Annotated in this window: 19 protein-coding genes and 3 tRNA genes; 5 read left to right on the top strand and 17 right to left on the bottom strand. The window is 61.5% G+C overall.

Features of this window, described 5'->3' with window-relative positions:
- Positions 1–93 precede the first annotated feature (93 nt).
- The 6 genes from LT40_RS19555 to rluD all read right to left on the bottom strand — a co-directional run bounded on the left by LT40_RS19555 (position 94) and on the right by rluD (position 5,148).
- Positions 94–169 (bottom strand) — tRNA-Lys (locus LT40_RS19555).
- A 5-nt stretch (positions 170–174) separates the two neighbouring features.
- A tRNA-Pro gene (locus LT40_RS19550) sits at positions 175–251 on the bottom strand.
- A 10-nt stretch (positions 252–261) separates the two neighbouring features.
- Positions 262–337, bottom strand: a tRNA-Asn gene (locus tag LT40_RS19545).
- A 404-nt stretch (positions 338–741) separates the two neighbouring features.
- The gene (gene clpB, locus LT40_RS19540; protein ID WP_043192828.1) at positions 742–3,306 is read right to left on the bottom strand and encodes an ATP-dependent chaperone ClpB; all 2,565 of its coding nucleotides are present in this window, start codon (positions 3,304–3,306) and stop codon (positions 742–744) included.
- A gap of 145 nt (positions 3,307–3,451) precedes the next feature.
- Positions 3,452–4,189 carry a peptidoglycan editing factor PgeF gene (gene pgeF / locus LT40_RS19535; RefSeq protein ID WP_043192827.1) on the bottom strand — a complete coding sequence of 246 codons (738 nt, stop codon included), beginning with the start codon at positions 4,187–4,189 and terminating at the stop codon, positions 3,452–3,454.
- Positions 4,186–5,148, bottom strand: coding sequence for a 23S rRNA pseudouridine(1911/1915/1917) synthase RluD (rluD, locus tag LT40_RS19530; RefSeq protein ID WP_043192826.1), 963 nt, complete (start codon positions 5,146–5,148; stop codon positions 4,186–4,188). Before rluD ends, pgeF begins: the two co-directional genes overlap by 4 nt.
- A gap of 150 nt (positions 5,149–5,298) precedes the next feature.
- On the opposite strand from rluD, the gene LT40_RS19525 reads away from it, so the two are divergent.
- The 4 genes from LT40_RS19525 (at position 5,299) to LT40_RS19510 (ending at position 9,862) form a co-directional block, all read left to right on the top strand.
- The gene (locus tag LT40_RS19525; RefSeq protein ID WP_043192824.1) at positions 5,299–6,321 is read left to right on the top strand and encodes an outer membrane protein assembly factor BamD; all 1,023 of its coding nucleotides are present in this window, start codon (positions 5,299–5,301) and stop codon (positions 6,319–6,321) included.
- Between the two features lie 373 nt (positions 6,322–6,694).
- Positions 6,695–6,928 (top strand): PP0621 family protein, encoded by a 234-nt coding sequence (locus LT40_RS19520; RefSeq protein WP_043192822.1) that lies wholly within the window; start codon positions 6,695–6,697, stop codon positions 6,926–6,928.
- Positions 6,918–8,513 carry a sensor histidine kinase gene (locus LT40_RS19515; protein WP_043192821.1) on the top strand — a complete coding sequence of 532 codons (1,596 nt, stop codon included), beginning with the start codon at positions 6,918–6,920 and terminating at the stop codon, positions 8,511–8,513. Before LT40_RS19520 ends, LT40_RS19515 begins: the two co-directional genes overlap by 11 nt.
- A 2-nt stretch (positions 8,514–8,515) precedes the next feature.
- On the top strand, positions 8,516–9,862 hold the full coding sequence (locus tag LT40_RS19510; protein ID WP_043192820.1) for a sigma-54-dependent transcriptional regulator: 1,347 nt from the start codon (positions 8,516–8,518) through the stop codon (positions 9,860–9,862).
- 316 nt (positions 9,863–10,178) lie between these two features.
- Here LT40_RS19510 and thiO read toward each other — a convergent pair whose 3' ends face one another.
- Genes thiO through LT40_RS19475 form a run of 7 tightly spaced genes read right to left on the bottom strand, consistent with a single transcriptional unit; the run spans position 10,179 to position 16,968 of the window.
- Complete coding sequence (gene thiO, locus LT40_RS19505) at positions 10,179–11,279, bottom strand: glycine oxidase ThiO (protein ID WP_043192819.1); 1,101 nt, start codon at positions 11,277–11,279, stop codon at positions 10,179–10,181.
- 20 nt (positions 11,280–11,299) lie between these two features.
- Complete coding sequence (locus LT40_RS19500) at positions 11,300–11,695, bottom strand: type IV pilin protein (protein WP_043192818.1); 396 nt, start codon at positions 11,693–11,695, stop codon at positions 11,300–11,302.
- 8 nt (positions 11,696–11,703) lie between these two features.
- A complete protein-coding gene (locus LT40_RS19495) occupies positions 11,704–14,787 on the bottom strand; it encodes a pilus assembly protein (protein ID WP_043192817.1) in 3,084 nt (1,027 codons plus the stop codon).
- A complete protein-coding gene (locus LT40_RS19490; RefSeq protein WP_043192816.1) occupies positions 14,771–15,235 on the bottom strand; it encodes a pilus assembly PilX family protein in 465 nt (154 codons plus the stop codon). The genes LT40_RS19495 and LT40_RS19490 overlap by 17 nt, the downstream gene beginning before the upstream one ends.
- 55 nt (positions 15,236–15,290) lie before the next feature.
- Positions 15,291–16,025 carry a PilW family protein gene (locus LT40_RS19485; protein WP_043192815.1) on the bottom strand — a complete coding sequence of 245 codons (735 nt, stop codon included), beginning with the start codon at positions 16,023–16,025 and terminating at the stop codon, positions 15,291–15,293.
- Complete coding sequence (pilV, locus tag LT40_RS19480; RefSeq protein WP_043192814.1) at positions 16,022–16,498, bottom strand: type IV pilus modification protein PilV; 477 nt, start codon at positions 16,496–16,498, stop codon at positions 16,022–16,024. The genes LT40_RS19485 and pilV overlap by 4 nt, the downstream gene beginning before the upstream one ends.
- Positions 16,495–16,968, bottom strand: a complete 474-nt coding sequence (locus LT40_RS19475; protein WP_043192813.1) for a GspH/FimT family pseudopilin — start codon at positions 16,966–16,968, stop codon at positions 16,495–16,497. Before LT40_RS19475 ends, pilV begins: the two co-directional genes overlap by 4 nt.
- Positions 16,969–17,091: 123 nt before the next feature.
- Between LT40_RS19475 and LT40_RS19470 the strand changes: the two genes are divergently transcribed.
- On the top strand, positions 17,092–17,610 hold the full coding sequence (locus LT40_RS19470; RefSeq protein ID WP_043192812.1) for a GspH/FimT family pseudopilin: 519 nt from the start codon (positions 17,092–17,094) through the stop codon (positions 17,608–17,610).
- 1 nt (position 17,611) lies between these two features.
- Here the strand turns inward: LT40_RS19470 and ispH are convergent, their stop codons facing one another.
- Genes ispH through ileS form a run of 4 tightly spaced genes read right to left on the bottom strand, consistent with a single transcriptional unit; the run spans position 17,612 to position 22,351 of the window.
- A complete protein-coding gene (gene ispH / locus LT40_RS19465) occupies positions 17,612–18,559 on the bottom strand; it encodes a 4-hydroxy-3-methylbut-2-enyl diphosphate reductase (protein ID WP_043192810.1) in 948 nt (315 codons plus the stop codon).
- Between the two features lie 16 nt (positions 18,560–18,575).
- Positions 18,576–19,013, bottom strand: a complete 438-nt coding sequence (locus LT40_RS19460; protein ID WP_043192809.1) for an FKBP-type peptidyl-prolyl cis-trans isomerase — start codon at positions 19,011–19,013, stop codon at positions 18,576–18,578.
- Positions 19,006–19,527 (bottom strand): signal peptidase II, encoded by a 522-nt coding sequence (gene lspA, locus LT40_RS19455; protein WP_043192808.1) that lies wholly within the window; start codon positions 19,525–19,527, stop codon positions 19,006–19,008. The genes LT40_RS19460 and lspA overlap by 8 nt, the downstream gene beginning before the upstream one ends.
- A complete protein-coding gene (gene ileS / locus LT40_RS19450; protein WP_043192807.1) occupies positions 19,520–22,351 on the bottom strand; it encodes an isoleucine--tRNA ligase in 2,832 nt (943 codons plus the stop codon). The genes lspA and ileS overlap by 8 nt, the downstream gene beginning before the upstream one ends.
- Between the last annotated feature and the right edge of the window lie 13 nt (positions 22,352–22,364).

The following is a 22,364-nucleotide window of genomic DNA, read 5'->3' as shown; positions in this document are numbered from 1 at the left end:
AAAAAGGCACCCCGGAAGGCGCCTTTTCTGCTGCCCACCGGTGTTAATCGGTGGGGCTTTTTAAGATTCGATCCAGCGTACCGGAATCAAAAATGGTGGGTCGTGTGGGATTCGAACCTACGACCAATTGGTTAAAAGCCAACTGCTCTACCAACTGAGCTAACGACCCAAATATGGTCGGGGTAAGGGGATTCGAACTCCTGACATCCTGCTCCCAAAGCAGGCGCGCTACCGGACTGCGCTATACCCCGATATGAAATTTGGCTCCGTGACCAGGACTCGAACCTGGGACCCAATGATTAACAGTCATTTGCTCTACCGACTGAGCTATCACGGAACTATCAATTTCAGAACATCTAAAGCCAATTTCAGTACATCTACAACTGCTGCAGCTTCAAGCCTGCATCACTACCGCCTTGAACTCTTCGACCCGTTCGCATCGCTGCGTTCATGTCTCTGAGGCGCGCTATTCTACAATCTTCAAAACCCCTGTCAACCCTTTAAATTGCTTTCAAGACACTGATTTGCAACTTTTTTTTAGAACCGGGTGAAGCGTCTGGTTCTGCGGGATGACCGACAGCGGGGCGCACTTTACAAGCCTTGAAACGAAAATGCAACGGTAAATCAATGGGGTGTGTCATGTCGGGCCTCTTCGCGGGCAGAGCCCGCTCCCACAGGAACGTTGCATACCTGTGGGAGCGGGCTCTGCCCGCGAAGAGGCCCTCACTGCCCCTCCATCAATCAAGCAAACACAATCTCATCATCCACCACCGACGCCTGCACCGAGGTCCCCGGCAGGAACTTGCCCGAGAGGATCAACTGCGCCAGCGGGTTCTCGATCCAGCGCTGGATCGCGCGCTTGAGCGGCCGCGCGCCATACACCGGGTCGTAACCCACAGCGATCAGCTTATCCAGCGCCTCGTCGCTCAGCTCCAGGCTCAGGTCGCGCTCGGCCAGGCGGCTGCGCAGGCGGGCCAGCTGGATCTGCGTGATACCGGCAATCTGGTCGCGTGCCAGCGGTTCGAAGATCACCACTTCGTCGATCCGGTTGACGAACTCCGGACGGAAATGACTGGTCACCGCATCCATGACCGCCGCACGTTGCGCCTCGCGATCGCCGACCAGTTCCTGGATCCGCGCCGACCCCAGGTTCGAGGTCATGACGATCACAGTGTTGCGGAAGTCCACGGTGCGGCCATGACTGTCGGTCAGACGTCCATCCTCGAGCACCTGCAAGAGAATGTTGAACACGTCCGGGTGCGCCTTCTCCACTTCGTCCAAGAGCAACACCGAGTACGGCTTGCGACGTACCGCTTCGGTCAGATAGCCGCCTTCTTCATAGCCCACGTACCCGGGTGGCGCGCCAATCAGGCGGGCCACCGAATGCTTCTCCATGAACTCGGACATGTCGATGCGCACCATGGCCTCCTCGGTGTCGAAGAGGAACTCGGCCAGCGCCTTGCACAGCTCGGTCTTGCCGACCCCGGTGGGGCCGAGGAACATGAACGAGCCGCTCGGACGGTTTGGGTCGGACAGCCCGGCACGCGAACGACGTACCGCGTTCGACACGGCCACCACCGCCTCTTCCTGGCCGATCACGCGTTGATGCAACAGGCTTTCCATCTTCAGCAGCTTGTCGCGCTCGCCTTCGAGCATTTTCGACACGGGAATCCCGGTCCATTTGGACACTACTTCGGCAATTTCTTCCTCGGTCACCTTGCTGCGCAGCAACTGGTTGTCGCTCTTGCCATGCTGATCGACCATCTGCAGGCTGCGCTCCAGGTCCGGGATCACCCCGTACTGCAATTCGGCCATGCGGCTCAGGTCGCCACGCCGACGTGCGGTTTCCAGCTCCTGACGGGACTGCTCGATCTTCTGCTGGATCTGCGCCGAGCCCTGCACTTCGGCTTTTTCCGACGTCCAGATCTCCTCCAGGTCGGCGTACTCGCGTTCCAGCCGGGCGATTTCCTCGGTCAGTTTTTCCAAACGCTTGATCGCGGCTTCGTCGTCTTCTTTCTTCAGGGCCTGGGACTCGACCTTGAGCTGGATCAGGCGACGCTCCAGGCGGTCCAGCACTTCCGGCTTGGAGTCGATTTCCATGCGGATACGGCTGGCCGCCTCGTCGATCAGGTCGATGGCCTTGTCGGGCAACTGGCGGTCGGTGATGTAGCGATGGCTCAGCTTGGCTGCCGCGATGATCGCGCCATCGGTGATCGCCACCTTGTGGTGAACCTCGTAGCGCTCTTTCAGGCCACGCAGGATGGCGATGGTGTCCTCCTCGCTCGGCTCATCGACCAGCACCTTCTGGAAACGCCGCTCCAGCGCCGCGTCCTTCTCGATGTACTGGCGGTACTCGTTGAGCGTGGTGGCGCCTACGCAGTGCAGTTCGCCGCGCGCCAGGGCCGGCTTGAGCATGTTGCCGGCGTCCATGGAGCCCTCGCCCTTGCCGGCGCCGACCATGGTGTGCAGCTCGTCGATGAACAGGATGATCTGCCCTTCCTGCTTGGACAGTTCGTTGAGCAACGACTTCAAGCGCTCTTCGAACTCGCCACGAAACTTGGCGCCGGCAATCAGCGCGCCCATGTCCAGGCTCAGCAAGCGCTTGCCGCGCAGGCCATCGGGCACTTCGCCATTGATGATACGCTGGGCCAGGCCTTCGGCGATGGCGGTCTTGCCCACGCCAGGTTCGCCGATCAGCACCGGGTTGTTCTTGGTGCGACGCTGCAGCACCTGGATGGTCCGACGGATCTCGTCGTCACGGCCGATCACCGGGTCGAGCTTGCCTTCTTCGGCGCGCTTGGTCAGGTCGACGGTGTATTTTTCCAACGACTTGCGCGACTCTTCGGCGTTGGGGTCGTTGACCGCCTCGCCGCCGCGCAGGTTGCTGATGGCGTTTTCCAGAGCCTTCTTGCTGACGCCCTGCCCTAACAGCAGTTTGCCGAGCTTGCTGTTGTCGTCCATGGCGGCCAGCAGTGCCAGCTCGCTGGAGATGAATTGATCGCCCTTCTGCTGCGCCAGCCGGTCGGCCTGGTTGAGCAGGCGCGCCAAGTCCTGAGACATGTTGACGTCGCCAGTGGGGTTCTGGATTTTCGGCAGTTGGTCGAGCTCTTTGCTCAACGCCTTGCGCAGGCTGTTGACGTCGAAACCGACCTGCATCAGCAGCGGACGGATCGAGCCGCCCTGCTGGTCGAGTTGCGCCTGCATCAGATGCGCAGGCTCGATGGCGGGATGGTCCATGCCAACGGCCAGGGATTGTGCGTCGGATAACGCGAGTTGAAGCTTGCTGGTCAAACGGTCTATACGCATGAGTCACCTTCCTGAAAGGGGCAGGCCGGAGCGATGGACACACCTGATGAAGAAAACCTGCCGGGGATGACAGTTAGATGGGGGGTGTTAGGGAAGATTCAAGGACGGGGGTTGTGGGTCTGGATGAGCAGCGCCGGCTGCCAAGCTACGGCTCCAGCCACACCAGTGAAGCGAATCGCCCGGTGACCGATGCGCGGCGATAGGAAAAGAAGCGCTCGTCTTCCACGGTGCACAATCCCCCGCCATACACCGCCGTCACCCCGACCGCCGCCAGGCGAATCCGCGCCAGCGCATAGATGTCGGCCAGGAACTTGCCAGGTGCGGCACCCGGTGCGAACGCATCGGCAGCTTGCGGATGGATGGCCATGAAGGTCTCACGCACCTCGGCACCGACTTCGAACCGGCGCGGGCCAATGGCCGGCCCCAGCCAGACCATGACCTGCTCGGGCGGCTCGCTGAAGCTGTTCACCGTCGCTTCCAGCACTCCGGCAGCCAACCCGCGCCAACCGGCGTGGGCGGCGGCCACCTGGGTACCCGCCCGGTTGCAGAACAGCGCGGGCAAACAGTCGGCAGTCATCGCCGTGCAGGCGATTCCGGGGGTGGTGGTCCAGCTCGCATCCGCCTCGAGCACTCGAGTGGGATCGGCATCGACCACGTGCACGCCATGCACCTGGTTCAACCAGGCGGGCAGGATGCCGAAGTGGGCGGTCAGGCGCAGGCGGTTCTGGACCACGGATTGGGGATCGTCGCCCACGTGCGCGCCCAGGTTCAGGCTCGCATAGGGCGCCGCACTGACGCCGCCTTCGCAGGTAGTCACGCAGGCCCTGACCGATGCCGGAGCCGGCCAATCGGGAAACAGCAGGCCCTGCGTGAAAGTGGTCACCCGATGAAGGCCTCGCGGTCCTGCTTGAGCAGCGACAGCAGCCAGACGAAGTCGTCGGGCAGTGACGATTCCCAGCCCATGCGCTCGCCGGTCGTCGGATGATCGAGCTCGAGGAAGCGCGCATGCAGGGCCTGGCGCGGAAAGGTTTTCAGTGCATCGACCATGGTCGCGCTGGCTGCAGGCGGAATGCGGAAGCGACCGCCGTAGGCCTGATCGCCCACCAACGGGAAGTTGATGTGCGACATGTGCACACGAATCTGGTGGGTACGCCCGGTTTCCAGCTTGACCCGCACGTGGGTGTGGGAGCGGAAGCGTTCGAGCACGCGGTAATGGCTGACCGCCTGCTTGCCACCTTCCATCACCGCCATGCGCTGGCGCTGCTGGCCGTGCCGACCGATCGGCGCGTTGATCTTGCCACCGGCGGTGACCACGCCGATGACGATGCATTCATAGATGCGGCTGACCGAACGGCTCTGCAGCTGCGACACCAGCTGGGTCTGCGCCTGGATGGTCTTGGCCACCACCATCAGACCGGTGGTGTCCTTGTCCAGGCGGTGGACGATGCCGGCGCGCGGCACGTTGATGATGTCCGGCACATGGTGCAGCAGGGCATTGAGCAGCGTGCCGTCGGCGTGGCCGGCGGCCGGATGGACCACCAAGCCGGCCGGCTTGTTGATGACAAGGATCTGGTCGTCTTCATAGACGATGTCCAGCTCGATGTCCTGGGCCACCCATTCACCCTGGGCTTCCTGCTCGGCATTGAGCTCGAGCAGGGCACCGCCATGCACGGTATCGCGCGGGCGCAGAACGCCCCCGTCCACGGTCAGGCGGCCCTCCTTTATCCAGGCGGAAAGGCGCGAGCGCGAGTGCTCAGCGAATAATTGGGCGGCGACTTGGTCGAGGCGTTGTCCGCCCAAATCGGACGGTACCTCTGCGCGAAGTTGTATGATCTCGGACATGCTCGGACTAGGCGGCGGCACAGCCTTTGGTTTCGGCTGCACGCTTGTGGTTAAATACGGCGTCTTTTGCCCCGGGGGTTCCACGGGGTGCTCATCATAACAGGACGGCCACGCCCGAGACAGCGGCCGTTTATAGGGACGCTAGCCGCCATGCAAGTGAAACACCTGCTGCTGATCGCCATCCTCGGACTCACCGCGGCCTGTTCTTCGACCAAAGAAGTGGTCGATGAAAACCTTAGCGAAGTCGAGCTGTACCAGCAGGCGCAGGCCGACCTGGACAACAAGAGCTACACCAGTGCCACGGCCAAGCTCAAGGCGCTGGAGTCGCGTTATCCGTTCGGCCGCTATGCCGACCAGGCGCAGCTCGAGCTGATCTACGCCAACTACAAGAACTCCGAGCCCGAAGCGGCAAAGTCGGCCGCCGAGCGTTTCATCCGCCTGCATCCGCAGCACCCGAACGTCGACTACGCCTATTACCTCAAGGGCCTGACCTCGTTCGACCAGGACCGTGGCCTGGTGGCGCGCTTCCTGCCGCTGGACATGACCAAGCGTGACCCCGGCGCTGCCCGCGACTCCTACAACGAGTTCGCCCAGCTCACCAGCCGTTTCCCCAACAGCCGCTACGCGCCCGATGCCAAGCAGCGCATGATCTACCTGCGCAATCTGCTGGCGTCCTACGAGATCCACGTGGCCGACTATTACCTGACCCGTCAGGCCTATGTCGCCGCCGCCAACCGTGGCCGCTACGTAGTGGAAAACTTCCAGGAAACGCCGTCCGTCGGCGACGGCCTGGCGGTGATGACCGAAGCCTACATGCGTCTGCACCTGGACGACCTGGCGGCCACCAGCCTGGACACCTTGAAGACTAACTACCCGGATCACCCGAGCCTGGAAGACGGCAAGTTCGTGCCCCAGCAGGACGAACAGGACAACCGCTCGTGGATCTCCAAGGCCACCCTGGGCTGGATCGGCTCCAACACCGACCCCCTGCCGCCCGGCGAGACCCGCGCCAACCAGGACGTGCAACGCCAGTACCAGGAAGCGCGCGACGCCATTCCGAAGGAACTGCTGCCACCCGAAGACGGCGGCACCGCCGACCAGCAGCAGCCGAACGCCGAAGAAGGCAAGAGCCGCTCGTGGTTCAGCTACGCTACCTTTGGTTTGTTCGACTGAAGGCTGAGTAATAGCGAAGAAAGGGGCCTCATTCAGATGGCCCCTTTTTTATTGGAATAACCGCAGGCACTGTCCTTCTGGCGGAGGGCATTTGTATGTGTATGCCTGTGGGAGCAGATATATGCCTGTGGGGCAGATGCATGCCTGTGGGAACAGATATATGCCTGTGGGGCAGATGCATGCCTGTGGGAGCGGGTCTCTGCCCGCGAAGGGCTCACTGCGGTCTGCCTGATACACCGCAGGGCCCCTTTCGCGGGCAGAGACCCGCTCCCACAAGGTGGGGCGTTGGTATGGCCTACCCTCTCCCGCCGCTTGCTCCGCATCGGGCTCGCTCCTACACTGCGCCATCTTCCCTGGCAAAGCTGACCCTCCCATGATTCGCCTGATTTTCTGGATTGCCATCGTGTTCGCAGCCATTTGGCTGTGGCGCAAGTTCAAGACTCCGGCGCGCGCGCGTCGCGAGGACAACAAGCCAGCCTCGCTGACCATGGTTCGTTGCGCCCAGTGCGGCGTGCACCTGCCAGAGGACAGCGCGTTGCGCCGCGACAGCCACTGGTATTGCAGCCAGCCTCATCTGGAGCAAGGGCCCGGCAACGGTGCCCGCTGAAGCGCAGTTTCTCGGCGGCGCCCAGGCGCAGCGGATGCTGCGCCTGTACCACCTCTACCGCTTGACCATCGGCCTGTCGCTGGTCCTGCTGATTTCCAGCAACATGGACAACCGCCTGCTGGAAGTCGCCGATGGCGAGCTGTTTCGCGCCGGCAGCTGGCTCTACTTGATCCTCAACATCCTGGTCGTGGTGCTGATGGGCAACCCGCGCCGGGTGCTGCCCGTTTTCAGCTTGGCCACCGCCGACGTGATCATGCTCGCAGGCTTGTTCTATGCCGGTGGCGGTACGCCCAGCGGCATCGGCAACCTGATGATCGCCTCGGTGGCCATGGGCAACCTGTTGCTGCGCGGCCGCCTCGGCCTGTTGATCGCCGCGCTCGCCACCATTGGCATCATCTACCTGACGTTCTACCTGAGCATCTCCCGCCCGGCCGCCGCCAACGATTACCTGCAAGCGAGCACCTTGGGCGTGCTGTGCTTCGCCGTGTGGTTCGTGGTCCAGGGCTTGAGCCGGCTGCTGCGCACCAGCGAGAACCTGGCCGAACAGCGCGCCAGTGACGTCACCAGCCTGGAAGCCTTGAACTCGCTGATTCTGCAGCGCATGCGCACCGGTATCCTGGTGCTGGACACCGAGCTGCGTGTGCAACTGGCCAACCAAGGCGCGCTGGCCCTGTTCGGGCGCATGACGCTCAACGGCGAACTGATCGCCGACCATTCAACCGACCTGATCGAACGCCTGCTGCAGTGGCAGACCAATCCGGCGCTGCGCGTCAAAAGCCTGAAGCTTTCGCCGACCGGCCCGTCGATCCAGGCCAGTTTCATTGCCCTGCGCCGTGGCAACGAGCAGCAGCAGACCCTGGTGTTTCTCGAAGACCTGTCGCAGATCGCGCAGCAAGCACAGCAACTCAAACTGGCTGCACTCGGCCGCCTTACGGCCAGCATCGCTCATGAGATCCGCAACCCGCTGGGCGCCATCAGTCACGCCGGGCAGTTGCTGCAGGAGTCCGAAGACCTGCCCGTGGCCGACCGGCGTTTGACGCAGATCATTCAGGATCAATGCAAACGCATGAACCTGATCATCGAGAACGTGCTGCAACTCTCGCGCCGTCGCCCAAGTGCTCCGCACCCACTGGACCTCAAGGTCTGGCTGGAAAAGTTCGTCAGCGATTTTCGCGCCACCGCGCGCCCCGGCCAGCAACTGCACATGTACGTCAGCGACGGCACCCTGGAAACTCGCATGGATGCCAACCAATTGGCCCAGGTGCTGAACAATCTGGTCGAAAATGGCCTACGCTACAGCGCCCAGCAGCAGGGGCAGGCACAGGTGTGGTTGAATCTTTTCGTGGAGCCAACCAACGGCCTGCCGATCCTCGAGGTGCTGGACGACGGCCCTGGCTTTGCCGCCGATCAGTTACAGCACATGTTCGAGCCTTTCTTCACCACCGAAAGCAACGGCACCGGGCTGGGCCTGTATATTTCCCGCGAGCTGTGCGAAAGCAATCAGGCCCACCTAGACTACAGGGCACGTGAAAAAGGGGGGAGTTGCATGCGTATTACCTTCGCCCACCCGCGCAAACAGGGATGACTATGAGCGCCAGGCAAAAAATTCTGATCGTGGATGACGAGCCGGACATTCGCGAACTGCTGGAAATCACCCTCGGCCGCATGAAGCTGGAAACCCGCAGCGCGCGCGATGTCACCGAGGCCCGTGAATGGCTGGGCCGCGAATCGTTCGACCTGTGCCTGACCGACATGCGCCTGCCAGACGGTACGGGCCTTGAGCTGGTGCAGTTCATCCAGCAGCGCTATCCGCAACTGCCGGTGGCCATGATCACTGCCTTCGGCAGCCTGGATACCGCCATCAATGCACTCAAGGCTGGCGCCTTCGATTTCCTCACCAAACCGGTCGACCTGCCGCGCCTGCGTGAGTTGGTGGGCACCGCGCTGCGCATGCCGGCGCCCGCCCCTGCCGGCAAGGAACCGAGCATCGACCAGCGCCTGCTCGGGGATTCGCCGCCCATGCTGGCTCTGCGCAAACAGATCGGCCGTCTGGCCCGCAGCCAGGCCCCGGTGTACATCAGCGGTGAGTCGGGCAGCGGCAAGGAACTGGTCGCCCGGCTGATTCACGAGCAAGGCCCGCGGGCCGATCGACCGTTCATTCCAGTGAACTGCGGGGCCATCCCGGCCGAGCTGATGGAGAGCGAATTCTTCGGCCATCGCAAGGGCAGCTTTACCGGTGCCACCGAAGACAAGCCGGGACTGTTTCAGGCCGCCCATGGTGGCACGCTGTTTCTCGACGAGGTGGCCGACCTGCCGCTGACCATGCAGGTGAAGTTGCTGCGCGCCATACAGGAAAAAGCTGTGCGGGCAGTGGGCGGGCAGACCGAGAACGTGGTCGATGTGCGCATTCTTTGCGCGACCCACAAGGACCTGGCGGCCGAAGTGGCGGCCCAGCGTTTTCGCCAGGACCTTTACTACCGTTTGAATGTGATCGAGCTGCGGGTGCCTTGCCTGCGCGAGCGGCGTGAAGACATTCCGCTGCTGGCCAGCAGCATGCTGACGCGCCTGGCGCAAGGCAGCGGCCTGCCACCGGCGCAATTGACCCCAGCCGCTCTGGAAACCCTCAAGGGCTACCGCTTTCCCGGCAACGTGCGTGAACTGGAGAACATGCTCGAACGGGCCTACACCTTGTGTGAGGACGACCGCATCGAAGCGAGCGACCTGCGCCTGAGCGAAACGGCGGCCAGCGTGGACACCGGTGAGCCCAGCCTGGCCCGGATCGACAACCTGGAAGATTACCTGGAAAGCGTGGAGCGCAAGCTCATCCTGCAAGCCCTGGAAGAAACCCGCTGGAACCGCACGGCAGCGGCGCAGCGGTTGAATATGTCGTTCCGTTCGATGCGCTACCGCCTCAAGAAGCTGGGCCTGGATTGATTCCCTGCCACCGCGTCGACACCGGACGCGGCTCGCGCCGCTGCTACAGGGTTTACGGTGCGCACGAATGAACGCGTCGATAGCGCACGGAGTGCGCCCGAATAACCACGGCAACGGTGCACGCGGTATGCCCGAATGACCACGTCGGCGGTGTACGCGGTGTGCCCGAATGACCACGTTGACGATGCACGCGGTATGCCCGGATGACCACGTCGACGATGCACGCAATCCCTGTAGCAGCGGCGCGAGCCGCGTCTGCGGTATGCACGGTGTGCCTGAATGAACGCGGTGGGGCCGGACGCGGCTCGCGCCGCTGCTACGGGGCGAGGCGGTGCTGGGGTGCGTAAGGCGCTGGATCGATCACGGCATCACGGCCCACCATCAGATCCACCAACAGACGACAAGAAGCCGGCGCCAGCACCAGCCCGTTGCGATAATGTCCGCAGTTCAGCCACAGGCCAGGATGCTGCGGCAGCGCACCAATGAACGGCACCCCGTCCGGCGAGCCCGGACGCAATCCGGCCCATTGCCGCACCGGCGTGGTATCGGCCAGGGCCGGTAGCAGATCCACCGCCGAAGCCATCAGGCTTTCCAGCGCTTCCGGGGTTGGAGTCTTGTCGAAACCCGCATGCTCCAGGGTGCTGCCAATCAATACGTGCCCGTCGCGACGGGGAATCGCATAGCGCCCCTTGGCCAGCACCATGCTCGGCAGAAAGTCGGCAGCGCATTTGTACAGGATCATCTGGCCCTTCACCGGTTCCACCGGCAAGCCAATGCCCAAGGTCTGCAACAACTCACCGCTCCATGCCCCTGCGGTCAGCACCACCTCATCGGCCCGCAGCTCGCCTTGCGGCGTTTGCACACCCACCACGCGCTTGCCGTCGAGCAGAAAACCCTGCACCTCACAGTGCTCGCGCACGCTCACGTTGGGCAGCGCATTCAGCGCCGCTTTCAACGCCTTGACCAGCCGCGGGTTACGCACGTTGGCGACATCGGCCATGTGAATAGCCCGCTCGAACCCCGGCCCCAGCGGTGGCACGGCTTGATAGGTAGCGCAGATATCCACAGCCGCCAGCGGCCGCTGATTGCGCCGCGCCCACGCCAGCGCCTCGGCCTCGTCTTCCAGGTCCAGCCAGTACAGCCCGGTCGTGTGCACCTCCGGGTCGATGCCCGTCTCGACAGCCAGACGCTGCCCCAACTGCGGATAGAAATCTTGCGACCAGTGCGCCAAGGCAGTGACCGCAGGGCTGTAGCGCCAGGGATACAGCGGTGAAACGATGCCACCGCCCGCCCAGGACGACTCCTGCCCCACCGCACTGCGATCGATCAAGGTGACGCGATCCACATGGGCAGCGAGGTTGTAGGCCGTCAGCAGGCCAATGACGCCGCCGCCGACAACCAGAACATGGTCAGACATGAAACGATTCCAAAGAAGGCTCAACGGCCCCAGCAGGTGGCGGAAGTGTTGCCGGCGGCCATGCCGGTATTGGTGCGCGTGCCGGTTTGATTGATGACGAAACTGCCGCACTTGTCACCGACCATCATGGTGCCGGGCTTCGGCGCCGCCGTCAGGCTGAACGTGGTGGCATCTTTTACCGTCACGATGTTGTACCAGGCATTACCCGCCACGTCCGGGACGTTGGCGTAACTGCCAGTTCGGGTGAACCCTCTTTCAAAATTCTGCGCACCTTCGGCCAGCACCTGGCCAATCTCGACCCGGTGCGTGCGTTTAACGTACTCGGTGTAGCTGGGGTAGGCAATGGCGGCGAGGATGCCGACGATGGCGACCACGATCATCAACTCGATAAGGGTAAAGCCCTGTTGCCTGCGCATAGGAACACTCATTGTCGTTGTTGCCACATGATACGGCGGTTGATGTTGCTGCCGGGATCGGTGACTGCGTTTTTCCCGTCGCCACTTCCACCTCCACTTGGCGCTCCAGCGTCCCCTGTGTTCGGTAGCTGGAACGCAACCATATCGTTGCCGGCAGCATCCTGATAGCTCACAAAAGACGCTACGTTGACCAGACCACCGCCGATCACCAAGCCGGAAGTGGACTCAAGCCCTCCGAAGATATTGAAATTGGTGATCCGCTGACCAGACTCGGCATCCACTTCCATCAGCTTGCTGGAGCCCGCGCTGGAGCAAGGATCTGTCGTGTCGAGAATCGCCGTGGTGAAGTACACGCGCCCATCGAACAGCAACGCGGGATACAGCACCCGCTCGCCGGTGGCCGTGGTGCCATAAGTCAGCGGCATGTACCACCCTTTGCGCGTGTTGTAATCCACCGTGTTCTGGCTGGTATAGACTTTGTTGCCAGTAATATTGGTGATGGTCTGGCGTTGCAATGAAGACTCGGTGTAGTTGGCGGTCGAACCATTGGCGTCGACGATTGCATAGAAGGCCTGAGTAGTCGTCGTGGTCTTGTCGGCTACTTCGTTTAGCTTTCCGGTACCGAAGAAAATGATCTGGCGGCCCTGAGTGTAACTACCGATGGTAGGTTGCGCGGTGATCGGCTGACTTGCCCCGCCGGAAGCCGTGAACAATGGCGAGCCGGAAAAGCCGACGGTACCGTTTGTGGTGTTGGTGAAGTCGAACTTCCACATGCGGCCCTTGAGGTCGCCACCATACGCATACTGCACGACTCCTTGGCTATTGACCTCCAGCGCCACAGAGGACAAACCGTTATCGGTTTCGCCTGAAACGACCACAGGCGTTTGGATCTCACTGATCAGCTGACCATTGGACACATCAACGACAAACAACGAAGCCCGCCCAGAAGTACTGCCATAACCATTGGAGATGAAGGCAGCCCATTTGCCATTACTCAAACGGGCAACTTCGGGCTTGCCGTAGGCATAGCCGATGTTGCCATAGCCTGCCGTAGTATTCGAAATTTCCCAAAGCGCTCGAACCGTATTGCTGCCAGCTTGAAACAACTGCAGCGCGTAGTAAGTCCGCCCACCGGCGCCGACCCCTCCCAAGGCAAGCGTCCGCCATGAAGTGCCGATCTGCGCGTCGGCAACCGTCAACTGGCCATCGTTGAGAAACTTGTGGCCTGTACCGTTGATGTAAGCCGGGTCGGCCACGTAACGCAGATTGGACAGCGTGCTTGAGGGCAAATAGGCGTATCGGCGACTCCCATCGGTGTTGAGCACGCTCGTCATACCATCGTTGCTGCCGACCACGAGGCTCGCCGTCATGGTGGACGCCTTGGTGTTCAGGTATTGGGTGTAGCTGAAATCACCCGTGGTGTCCGTGGCAGAAATGGCCGTGGGCGAAGCGTATACCAAAGGTGAATTGATGATATCGCCCAGCAACACCGAGCGAACCTTCAAGCCTGTCTTGTTGGTCCCTTTAGTCCACTCCACCAGATCATTGTTGGATACTCCGCTAGGCAACCCTGTGGCGAGCGTAAGCTGCTGCCCCAAGGAGAAATTGCCAAGTGACAACGCTACGGGCTGCGCCGTAGCGGTATTGAAGGATTGGAAAACGGTACTGCCTGCAGATGTAACCTTTGTATCGGTTGACCACAGCAAGGTAGACGTTGGCGAACCTGCGCTATCTAAGCTATACGCACGTACCGTGCCCCGCCAGTCGGTAGGATCGTAGAAGGTCTGGTAGTACTGCGAAGACGCCGTGAGATTGACCGAATTGACGGTAGCACCGCCGCCAGAACCTGCCTTGGAAGCAATGTCATTGAGCGCAGCGGTCAGCGCGGCACTAAGCCCTGCAGCATCGGTCGCCTGGTAATACTTGCCTTGGCCATAAAGCTCGGCGGCATCTCTTAGCATCTGGTTATTGGCCGCAAAACCTACCGTATAGGTAGACATGTTCTGCTTGGGAAAATCTGCCGCATCCCAACTTTTCCCAGCAGCATCCGTACCGCTCGAGCGCATGTCGATGTCATAGGCAAATTTGGCGATGTCATCCAGATACAGGGTATCGCCCTCGCCGTCACCGTTGAGATTGTCCCCGTCATTGGCACTGTTGCCGTCCCAGTTCGGGAGGCGCGCGCCACCTAAAGGGTCATTGGTGGGAAAGGTGCGATCGTAGGTAGGCAGACCGTCGGTAATGACCACGCCATAGTTCTTCTGGCAACGGTACTGGATGGGGCTCGTGTAGGTACTGGGCGTACTGTTGTAATAAGGCGACATGCCCCTGAAGTAGCGCGTGATCTCGTAATAGGTCTCTGCCAGTGGAGTGTTGGCAATGGCACCCAGATCGTCGATCGCACTTTGCAGCGCCCGATAGTTGGCAGGGCCTGCCGACGTGCTGGCGCTGATATCGGCAACGTTGCGCGAAATAAAACCGCCGGGGCCGGAATCACCCGTGCGCGGCGGATTGAAGGTAGCCAGGCCAATGCGCAATGAGCGGTTAGCATCGACGATCGCTGTAGCGGCTGCGCGCGCTACGTTGATGCGGTAGTCCTGGGGAATGGAGTTATCCGTATAGTTTCTGGTTGTTGTACCGCTGGGCAACTGGTCGATCAAATACGAAATGTACCGGGCTGAATAGCGAGTATTGCCGTTGCCGACCGGGTCAGGTAGGCGAAGACAGTACTTGACGCCGTTGGGGCGCAGAAAACCGGAATAGTTGAAGGCACAGGCCCCTTGGCGAAACGAGCTGTAGAACAGGTTCTCGTTATCCATGTCGACGTTAAAGTACTGGTTGCATGAGTTGCTCGCACCGCAGATGTAGATCTGGGTACGGGTGACAGACTGGTCGAACCCGGTGGCACGAATGAGGTTATCCATACTGCCGGAATCGTCCACCATCAACATGACGTTGGGCGCAACTGACCCTGAGCTCAGCAGAGGCGAGTCCGAGGGCGTGAATGCATATAACGGCGCGCTAACATACAGACCAGCCAGCAGGCCCAGCACGAGCTTGAACACGCCGTGCCTACTACTTCTGCTTGGCATAAATACTCTCCAACACGGTTCGCGAAGTACCCTGGATGCCCACCCCGGTAATGCGATACAGCTCGTAGTATGTTTTCTGGGTATTGATCGGCAGGCCACTGGCGATGATCGCCGGATTATTGCTAGCGCCCACTTTTTGAATCGCGTAATAGCCTTGCCCGGACTGAATCCATACCACGCCATTGGCCGCATTGTAACTGCCTGTACCAATAGTACCGGCCGTAGTAGGTGGCGCACAGGTGGCAGCATCTTGACAGAAGGCCAGCGTATACGCGGCAGGCTTCACGGTGTTTTCGCCAAGTCGCAGCATCGCCTCGGCTATCTGGAACGAACCATTGCGCAGGACCACACTGCCCGCCATCTTTTCCTGCAAGGTGGCATTCTGCATAGACGAGACGCCTATCAAGGTCAGCAACAGCAAAAAGATCAGGCAGACCACCAGCGTCATGCCACGTTGCCTGCCTGGGTGAGGATCAGTGGGTCGAAACATCATGGGCGCCTCGTCACAGCAGCCGATTCCTCAGCGCAATTACTGTATTGAACGTTCGGGTCTGGGCGCGCGAGTTTGGCGCAGCCGCTTGATCCGCCACCTGCAAACTGATGCGCACGCTGCGAATGAGGTCGAAGTTGGTCGGGGTCGCCACATAGGTGCTGGCATTGAGATTGGCTACCGATGAGGCCATGCCGAAAGTCACGTCGAACGCCAGCACGTTGCTGATCAACGGGCTTTGGTTGGTGGCCGAATTACCCGCCAGCACCTGATTGTTGGCAAAGGTATAGACAATCCGACGTATCGGGATAACTTGCTGGCCAGCAACTACAGTAGGCAGGCCTGCCGGTACGTAGGCCGTCGAAAAACTGCGGCAATCGGTAAGAATGTTCCAGTCGGGATTAGCGCCGTTGTTGCCCACGTCGGCAGTGATCAGCGTGAGGATCACGCTGTTGTTGGTGCCACGGGTGATGGTGATCGGTGCAGCGTAGGCAACAGTGAAGTTTTTGGTAGGTGTGCTGTCGAGCGGATTCGCCTGGCATCCAAAGAACCCTGTCATGCGGATTTCCTGGGCCATCTTGCTCATCAGAAAGCGTCCATCCTCCTGAATGCCCGCTGCGGCATTCTGGCTTTGGTAGGTGTTCTTCGCCGCAAGAAAAATCTGGGTGACACCCAACACGATCACCAGCCCCAACGTCATGGCGACCATCAGCTCTATGAGGCCGATGCCTCGGGATGAGCGTCTCATTTGATCCCCTTGTCGATGGCCACACGGCTGGTCAGCGTGAACGTCTGCAGGCCATCGCCGCTGCTCTGCACATTGGAAACGTTCGCTGTGTTGGTCGCGCGCGCGTCGCTCCATTGCACGGTGATGGTGACCACACGGTTGTTCACAGCGATGCTGCTGCCGGCGCTGACACCGCCGATGGCCTTGGCATTGGCGGCGAAGTCGGCGAGGTCCTGTGCGCGTGTATCGCTCATGTTGCCCGTTGGCGCAGCATCGAGGTTGGCTAGCACGTAGTTGCCGTCGGGGTTGGCTCGGATACGGTCCATCATGTCGTAGGCAATGAAGCTGGCCTGGCTGGTGAGGGCCGAGCTGTCGGTGAACTTGAGGGCATTGAGCTGCAAGGCTGCGGCCCCCAGCAGACCGATCCCCATGATCAGCAACGACACCAGGACTTCGATCAGGCTGACCCCGGTTTGCCCGGTGCGCATGCTCATGGACAGGTGCCCCCCAGTATCACTCGCCCGTTGGCGCAAACGCCTATCGCCTTGGTGTAGGTGCCTCGGGTGTAGGAAAACGCCACTGCCGTGACTGGATTGGCCAACGCGCCCAAATTGTTGTACTCGATGTTGGCAATGTTCTTGGGTAGTACTGCAGCTGCTGTCGCCATGGGTGCGATTACCCGCAATACCGGGTTGGTTACCGCACCTGCATTGACCACCTGAATATCGAGACGGCTGGTCCAGTCGTTCGCGATGGACGGCGTGACACGTATGCTCGCGCCCCGGTTTATCGCTTCGAGGCGCGCATAGTTCAACGCACGATACAAATCCGTCGATTCGGTGTCGGCCTTGGTGTTGTTCATCAAGCTGATGAATGAAGGGATGCCCACGGTCACCAGTATGGCCAGCACCGCAATGGTGACCATCAGCTCGACCAGCGTAAACCCCTTGTAACCATGCCGCATTGGACGCCTCCCCCAAGAGCACTGACTATAAACCAGCGCTCGCGCGGTTCAGTGCGGGCACAGGATATACGGTTGTTCTAGAGGGATCAGCGCCTATCGCAGGCAAACCCAGGGAGGGTCGGCATGAACAGCAAAGGAGTGACATTGGTGGAGCTGGTGGCGGTGCTTGCAGTGGTTGGGGTACTGGCGGCGATCGCCACGCCCGCTTTGCATGGGATGCTGCAGGAACAACGGCGTAAAGTGGTGGCTCAGGAGTTGGCCTCCACATTGCGCCAAGCCAGGGCAGAGGCCATCCTCAGGCACACACCGGTCGTTGTGCGCGCATCCTATCAAGGCTGGGGATGGGGTTGGTTTACCATGCTGGACATCCGCGGACTGCGCACAGCCAGGGGGGATGTCCTGCATAGCCATGGGCTAGATGGCAAGACGCCTATCATTGGCAACCGATGGGTGCGCAAAGAGGTGCGCTTCGACAGCTTCGGTGCACCTGTCGGGGTGGGACGCCAATCGAATATCGGATCATGGTTTGTATGCGACCCGAAGCGGGCCAAGCTACGCTGGCGGGTGGTGATCAGTTGGGCCGGCAGAGTCAGAATCACGGACAAACCCGATCCCGACAGTGCCAACCTGTGCACCCGATAAGCTAGCTGATCGCCTTCACCCGCAACTCCTTGGGCATCGAGAACGTGATGTTCTCCGGCCGGCCAATCAGCTCGTCGGCGCCGGTCGCGCCCCAGGCATGCAGTTGCTCGATGACGCCGCGCACCAGCACTTCGGGTGCCGAGGCGCCGGCGGTGATGCCGATGCGCTGTACGCCGTCGAACCAGCTTTGCTGCAGGTCTTCGGCACCGTCGATCAGGTAGGCCGGCGTGCTCATCCGTTCGGCCAGCTCGCGCAGGCGGTTGGAGTTGGAGCTGTTCGGGCTGCCCACCACCAGCACCACGTCGCACTCGTCGGCCAGTATCTTGACCGCGTCCTGACGGTTTTGCGTGGCGTAACAGATGTCGTCCTTGCGCGGCCCACCGATGGCGGGGAAGCGCGCGCGCAATGCGTCGATGACCCGACTGGTGTCGTCCATCGACAGCGTCGTCTGGGTTACGAAGGCGAGGTTTTCAGGGTTGACCACGTTCAGCTTGGCCACGTCTTCCTCGTCTTCGACCAGGTAGATGGCGCCGCCGTTGCTCGCGTCGTATTGCCCCATGGTGCCTTCCACTTCCGGGTGCCCGGCGTGACCGATGAGAATGCACTCACGGCCGTCGCGGCTGTAGCGGGCCACTTCGATGTGCACCTTGGTGACCAACGGGCAGGTCGCGTCGAACACCTTCAAGCCACGCCCGGCGGCTTCCTGGCGCACGGCCTGGGAAACGCCATGGGCACTGAAGATGACGATGACGTCGTCGGGCACCTGGTCGAGCTCGTCGACGAAGATGGCGCCGCGGTTGCGCAGGTCTTCGACCACGAATTTGTTGTGTACCACTTCGTGGCGGACGTAGATCGGCGCGCCGAAAACTTCCAGCGCGCGGTTGACGATCTCGATCGCTCGGTCCACACCCGCGCAGAAGCCGCGGGGATTGGCGAGTTTGATTTGCATGCTTGCCTCGGTGCCCTTAAAGGGCCGTGACCGAAAGAATTTCCACCTCGAAGGTCAGGGTCTTGCCTGCCAGGGGGTGGTTGAAGTCTACCGTCACTTCACGGTCGTCGAATGCCTTTACCACGCCCGGCAGTTCGGTATTGGCGGCGTCGTTGAAAATCACCAGCAAGCCTTCGGACAGCTCCATGCCCTCGAACTGCGAGGCCGGCATGACTTGCACGTTCTGCGGGTTGGGCTGGCCGAAAGCGTTTTCCGGCAGCACCTTGACGGTACGTCGGTCGCCGGCCTTGAAGCCGAACAAGGCGGCCTCGAAGCCCGGCAACAGGTTACCGTCGCCCACCTTGAACGTGGCCGGCGACTTGTCGAACGTGCTGTCGACGGTATCACCGTTTTCCAGGTGCAAGGCGAAGTGCAGGGTCACTTCGGTGTTTTCCCTGATCCGCTGTTCAGTCATGCACCGTTTCTCCGCTTTTCTTGCTCTTGAACATATCCAACGCCAGCATGATCGCACCGACGGTGATGGCGCTGTCGGCCAGATTGAACGCCGGGAACCGCCAGCGATCCTGCCAATGGACCAGAATGAAGTCGACCACATGGCCCAGCACGACGCGGTCGAACAGGTTGCCGACCGCCCCGCCCAGCACCAGGGCCAGGGCAATCGCCAGCCAAGTGTCGTCGCGGCCCAGGCGTTTGAGCCAGACCACCAGCACCACGCTGACCACCACGGCGATCAGGGTGAACAGCCAGCGCTGCCAGCCGCCACTGTCCGCCAGGAAGCTGAAAGCGGCGCCCGTGTTGTAGGCCAGGGTCCAACTGAGCAGGTCGGGGATGACCACGATCTGCTCATACATCTGCAGGGTGCCGTCGAAGTAGAACTTGGTGGCCTGGTCCAGCACCATGACCAACACGCTGAGCCAGAGCCACTTCAAGTGACCGTAGCGACCGAAAGACGCCGACGAATCAGGCATAGTGACGCACCTCGCCTGCACCGCTGATGTTGTCGACGCAGCGACCGCAGATTTCCGGATGCTCGGGGTTCACACCCACGTCGTCACGGAAATGCCAGCAACGGGCGCATTTGACGCCGCCCGACTTGACTACCTTAAGCTTCAAGCCAGCCACTTCGGTGACCACTGCATCGGCCGGGGCCTGGGCGAACGGCGCCAGGGTCGCGCCCGAGGTGATAAGCACGAAGCGCAGCTCGTTGCCCAGCTTGGCCAAGTCGGTGTTCAGGGCGTCTTCGCTGTACAGGGTCACTTCGGCCTGCAGGTTGCCGCCGATGGCCTTGGCCGCGCGCTGGTTTTCCATTTCCTTGTTGACCGCCGTCTTCACCGCCATCACCCGTTCCCAGTAGGCGCGGTCCAGCTCGACGCCTTCGGGCAATTCGCTCAGGCCCTGATACCAGGTGTTGAGCATCACCGACTCGTTGCGCTCGCCGGGCAGGTACTGCCACAGCTCGTCGGCGGTGAACGCCAGGATCGGCGCGATCCAGCGCACCAGCGCTTCGCTGATGTGGTACAGCGCGGTCTGGCAGGAACGCCGGGCGACGCTGTTGGCGCCGGTGGTGTACTGACGGTCCTTGATGATGTCGAGGTAGAAACCGCCCAGCTCCTGCACGCAGAAGTTGTGCACCTTGGAGTAGACGTTCCAGAAACGGTACTCGCCGTAATGCTCTTCCAGTTCGCGCTGCAGCAGCAGTGCACGGTCCACGGCCCAGCGATCCAGGGCGATCATCTGATCGGCTGGCAGCAGGTCAGTGGCCGGGTTGAAGCCGCTGAGGTTGGAGAGCAGGAAGCGCGCGGTGTTGCGGATGCGGCGGTAGGCATCGGCACTGCGTTGCAGGATGGTGTCCGACACGGCCATTTCGCCCGAATAGTCGGTGGCCGAAACCCACAGGCGCATGATGTCGGCGCCCAGGGTGTCGTTGACCTTCTGCGGGGCGATGACGTTACCCAGCGACTTGGACATCTTGCGGCCGTTCTCGTCCACGGTGAAACCGTGGGTCAGCAGTTCGCGGTACGGCGCGTGATTATCGATGGCGCAGCCGGTCAGCAGCGAGGAATGGAACCAGCCACGGTGCTGGTCGGAACCTTCCAGGTACAGGTCGGCGCGCGGGCCGCTTTCATGGCCCATGGGGTGCGAGCCGCGCAGCACGTGCCAGTGAGTGGTGCCCGAGTCGAACCAGACGTCCAGCGTGTCGCTGATCTTGTCGTAGTTGGCGGCCTCGTCGCCCAGCAGCTCGGCGGCGTCCATCTTGAACCAGGCTTCGATGCCTTCGACTTCGACGCGCTTGGCCACTTCTTCCATCAGCTCGACGGTGCGCGGGTGCAGCTCACCGGTGGCCTTGTCGAGGAAGAACGGGATCGGCACGCCCCAGTTGCGCTGGCGCGAGATGCACCAGTCGGGACGGTTGGCGATCATCGAGTGCAGGCGTGCCTGGCCCCAGGCCGGAACGAACTTGGTCTCTTCGATGGCTTTCACCGCGCGTTCGCGCAGGGTGTCGCCTTCGACCGGCGGCTTGTCCATGCCCACGAACCACTGCGCGGTGGCGCGGTAGATCAGCGGGGTCTTGTGACGCCAGCAATGCATGTAGCTGTGGCTGACCACTTCGGTGTGCATCAGCGCACCGACTTCGGCCAGCTTGTCGACGATGTTCTGGTTGGCCTTGAAGATGAACTGGCCACCGAAGAACGGCAGCGACTCGACGTACACGCCGTTGCTCTGCACCGGGCTGATGATGTCGTCGTTGGTCAGGCCGTATTGCTTGCTTGTGACGAAGTCGTCGACACCATAGGCCGGGGCGCTGTGAACCACGCCCGTGCCGGCACCCAGTTCGACGTAGTCAGCCAGGTACACCGGCGACAGACGATCGTAGAACGGATGACGGAAGTTGATCAGCTCCAGCTTGGCGCCCACGGTGGTGGCGACGACCGAGCCTTGCAGGTTGTAACGGGCCAGGCTGCTTTCCACCAGTTCTTCGGCGAGCACCAGCAGGCGATCACCGACGTCGACCAGCGCGTAGGTGAACTCGGGGTGCACGTTGAGCGCCTGGTTGGCCGGGATGGTCCACGGGGTGGTGGTCCAGATCACGATGCTGGCCGGTTTCTCCAGGCCTGACAGACCGAAGGCATCGGCCAGCGCTTGCTGATCGGCGATCGGGAAGGCGACGTCGATGGTCGGCGACTTCTTGTCGGCGTACTCGACCTCGGCCTCGGCCAGGGCCGAACCGCAATCGAAGCACCAGTTCACTGGCTTCAGCCCCTTGAACACGAACCCATTGCGGACCATTTCCGCCAGGGCACGGATCTCGCCGGCCTCGTTGGGGAAGCTCATGGTCTTGTACGGGTTGGACCAGTCGCCCAGCACACCCAGGCGGATGAACTCGGACTTCTGCCCTTCGATCTGCTCGCTGGCGTAGGCGCGGCACAGTTCGCGGGTCTTGTCGCCGCCCAGGTTCTTGCCGTGGGTCACCTCGACCTTGTGCTCGATCGGCAGGCCATGGCAGTCCCAGCCCGGCACGTACGGCGCATCGAAGCCGGCCAGGGTCTTGGAACGGATGATCATGTCCTTGAGGATCTTGTTGACCGCATGACCGATGTGAATATTGCCGTTGGCATAGGGCGGGCCGTCGTGCAGGACGAACTTGGGACGGTCCTTGCCAATCTCGCGAAGCTTCTGGTACAGGCCAATGCTGTCCCAGCGCTGCAGAGTTTGCGGCTCGCGCTGGGGCAGGCCGGCCTTCATTGGGAAGGCGGTGTCCGGAAGGTTTAGCGTGGCTTTGTAGTCGGTCATTTCAGGCTCTTCA

Source organism: Pseudomonas rhizosphaerae, assembly GCF_000761155.1.
In the GTDB taxonomy this organism is placed as follows: Bacteria; Pseudomonadota; Gammaproteobacteria; order Pseudomonadales; family Pseudomonadaceae; genus Aquipseudomonas; species Aquipseudomonas rhizosphaerae.
Note: the sequence above shows the minus strand (reverse complement) of the source record. Positions and strands in the feature narration are given on the sequence as shown.

Excerpts from the sequence above, each read along its gene's own strand:
- pilV (WP_043192814.1), bottom strand. The coding sequence starts at position 16,498 with ATGAGCATGCGCACCGGGCAAACCGGGGTCAGCCTGATCGAAGTCCTG.
- thiO (WP_043192819.1), bottom strand. The coding sequence starts at position 11,279 with ATGTCTGACCATGTTCTGGTTGTCGGCGGCGGCGTCATTGGCCTGCTG.
- LT40_RS19460 (WP_043192809.1), bottom strand. The coding sequence starts at position 19,013 with ATGACTGAACAGCGGATCAGGGAAAACACCGAAGTGACCCTGCACTTC.
- LT40_RS19490 (WP_043192816.1), bottom strand. The coding sequence starts at position 15,235 with ATGACGCTGGTGGTCTGCCTGATCTTTTTGCTGTTGCTGACCTTGATA.
- LT40_RS19495 (WP_043192817.1), bottom strand. The coding sequence starts at position 14,787 with ATGCCAAGCAGAAGTAGTAGGCACGGCGTGTTCAAGCTCGTGCTGGGC.
- LT40_RS19510 (WP_043192820.1), top strand. The coding sequence starts at position 8,516 with ATGAGCGCCAGGCAAAAAATTCTGATCGTGGATGACGAGCCGGACATT.
- LT40_RS19525 (WP_043192824.1), top strand. The coding sequence starts at position 5,299 with ATGCAAGTGAAACACCTGCTGCTGATCGCCATCCTCGGACTCACCGCG.
- LT40_RS19485 (WP_043192815.1), bottom strand. The coding sequence starts at position 16,025 with ATGAGACGCTCATCCCGAGGCATCGGCCTCATAGAGCTGATGGTCGCC.
- clpB (WP_043192828.1), bottom strand. The coding sequence starts at position 3,306 with ATGCGTATAGACCGTTTGACCAGCAAGCTTCAACTCGCGTTATCCGAC.
- ileS (WP_043192807.1), bottom strand. The coding sequence starts at position 22,351 with ATGACCGACTACAAAGCCACGCTAAACCTTCCGGACACCGCCTTCCCA.
- LT40_RS19475 (WP_043192813.1), bottom strand. The coding sequence starts at position 16,968 with ATGCGGCATGGTTACAAGGGGTTTACGCTGGTCGAGCTGATGGTCACC.
- LT40_RS19500 (WP_043192818.1), bottom strand. The coding sequence starts at position 11,695 with ATGCGCAGGCAACAGGGCTTTACCCTTATCGAGTTGATGATCGTGGTC.
- rluD (WP_043192826.1), bottom strand. The coding sequence starts at position 5,148 with ATGTCCGAGATCATACAACTTCGCGCAGAGGTACCGTCCGATTTGGGC.
- LT40_RS19470 (WP_043192812.1), top strand. The coding sequence starts at position 17,092 with ATGAACAGCAAAGGAGTGACATTGGTGGAGCTGGTGGCGGTGCTTGCA.
- lspA (WP_043192808.1), bottom strand. The coding sequence starts at position 19,527 with ATGCCTGATTCGTCGGCGTCTTTCGGTCGCTACGGTCACTTGAAGTGG.
- LT40_RS19520 (WP_043192822.1), top strand. The coding sequence starts at position 6,695 with ATGATTCGCCTGATTTTCTGGATTGCCATCGTGTTCGCAGCCATTTGG.
- ispH (WP_043192810.1), bottom strand. The coding sequence starts at position 18,559 with ATGCAAATCAAACTCGCCAATCCCCGCGGCTTCTGCGCGGGTGTGGAC.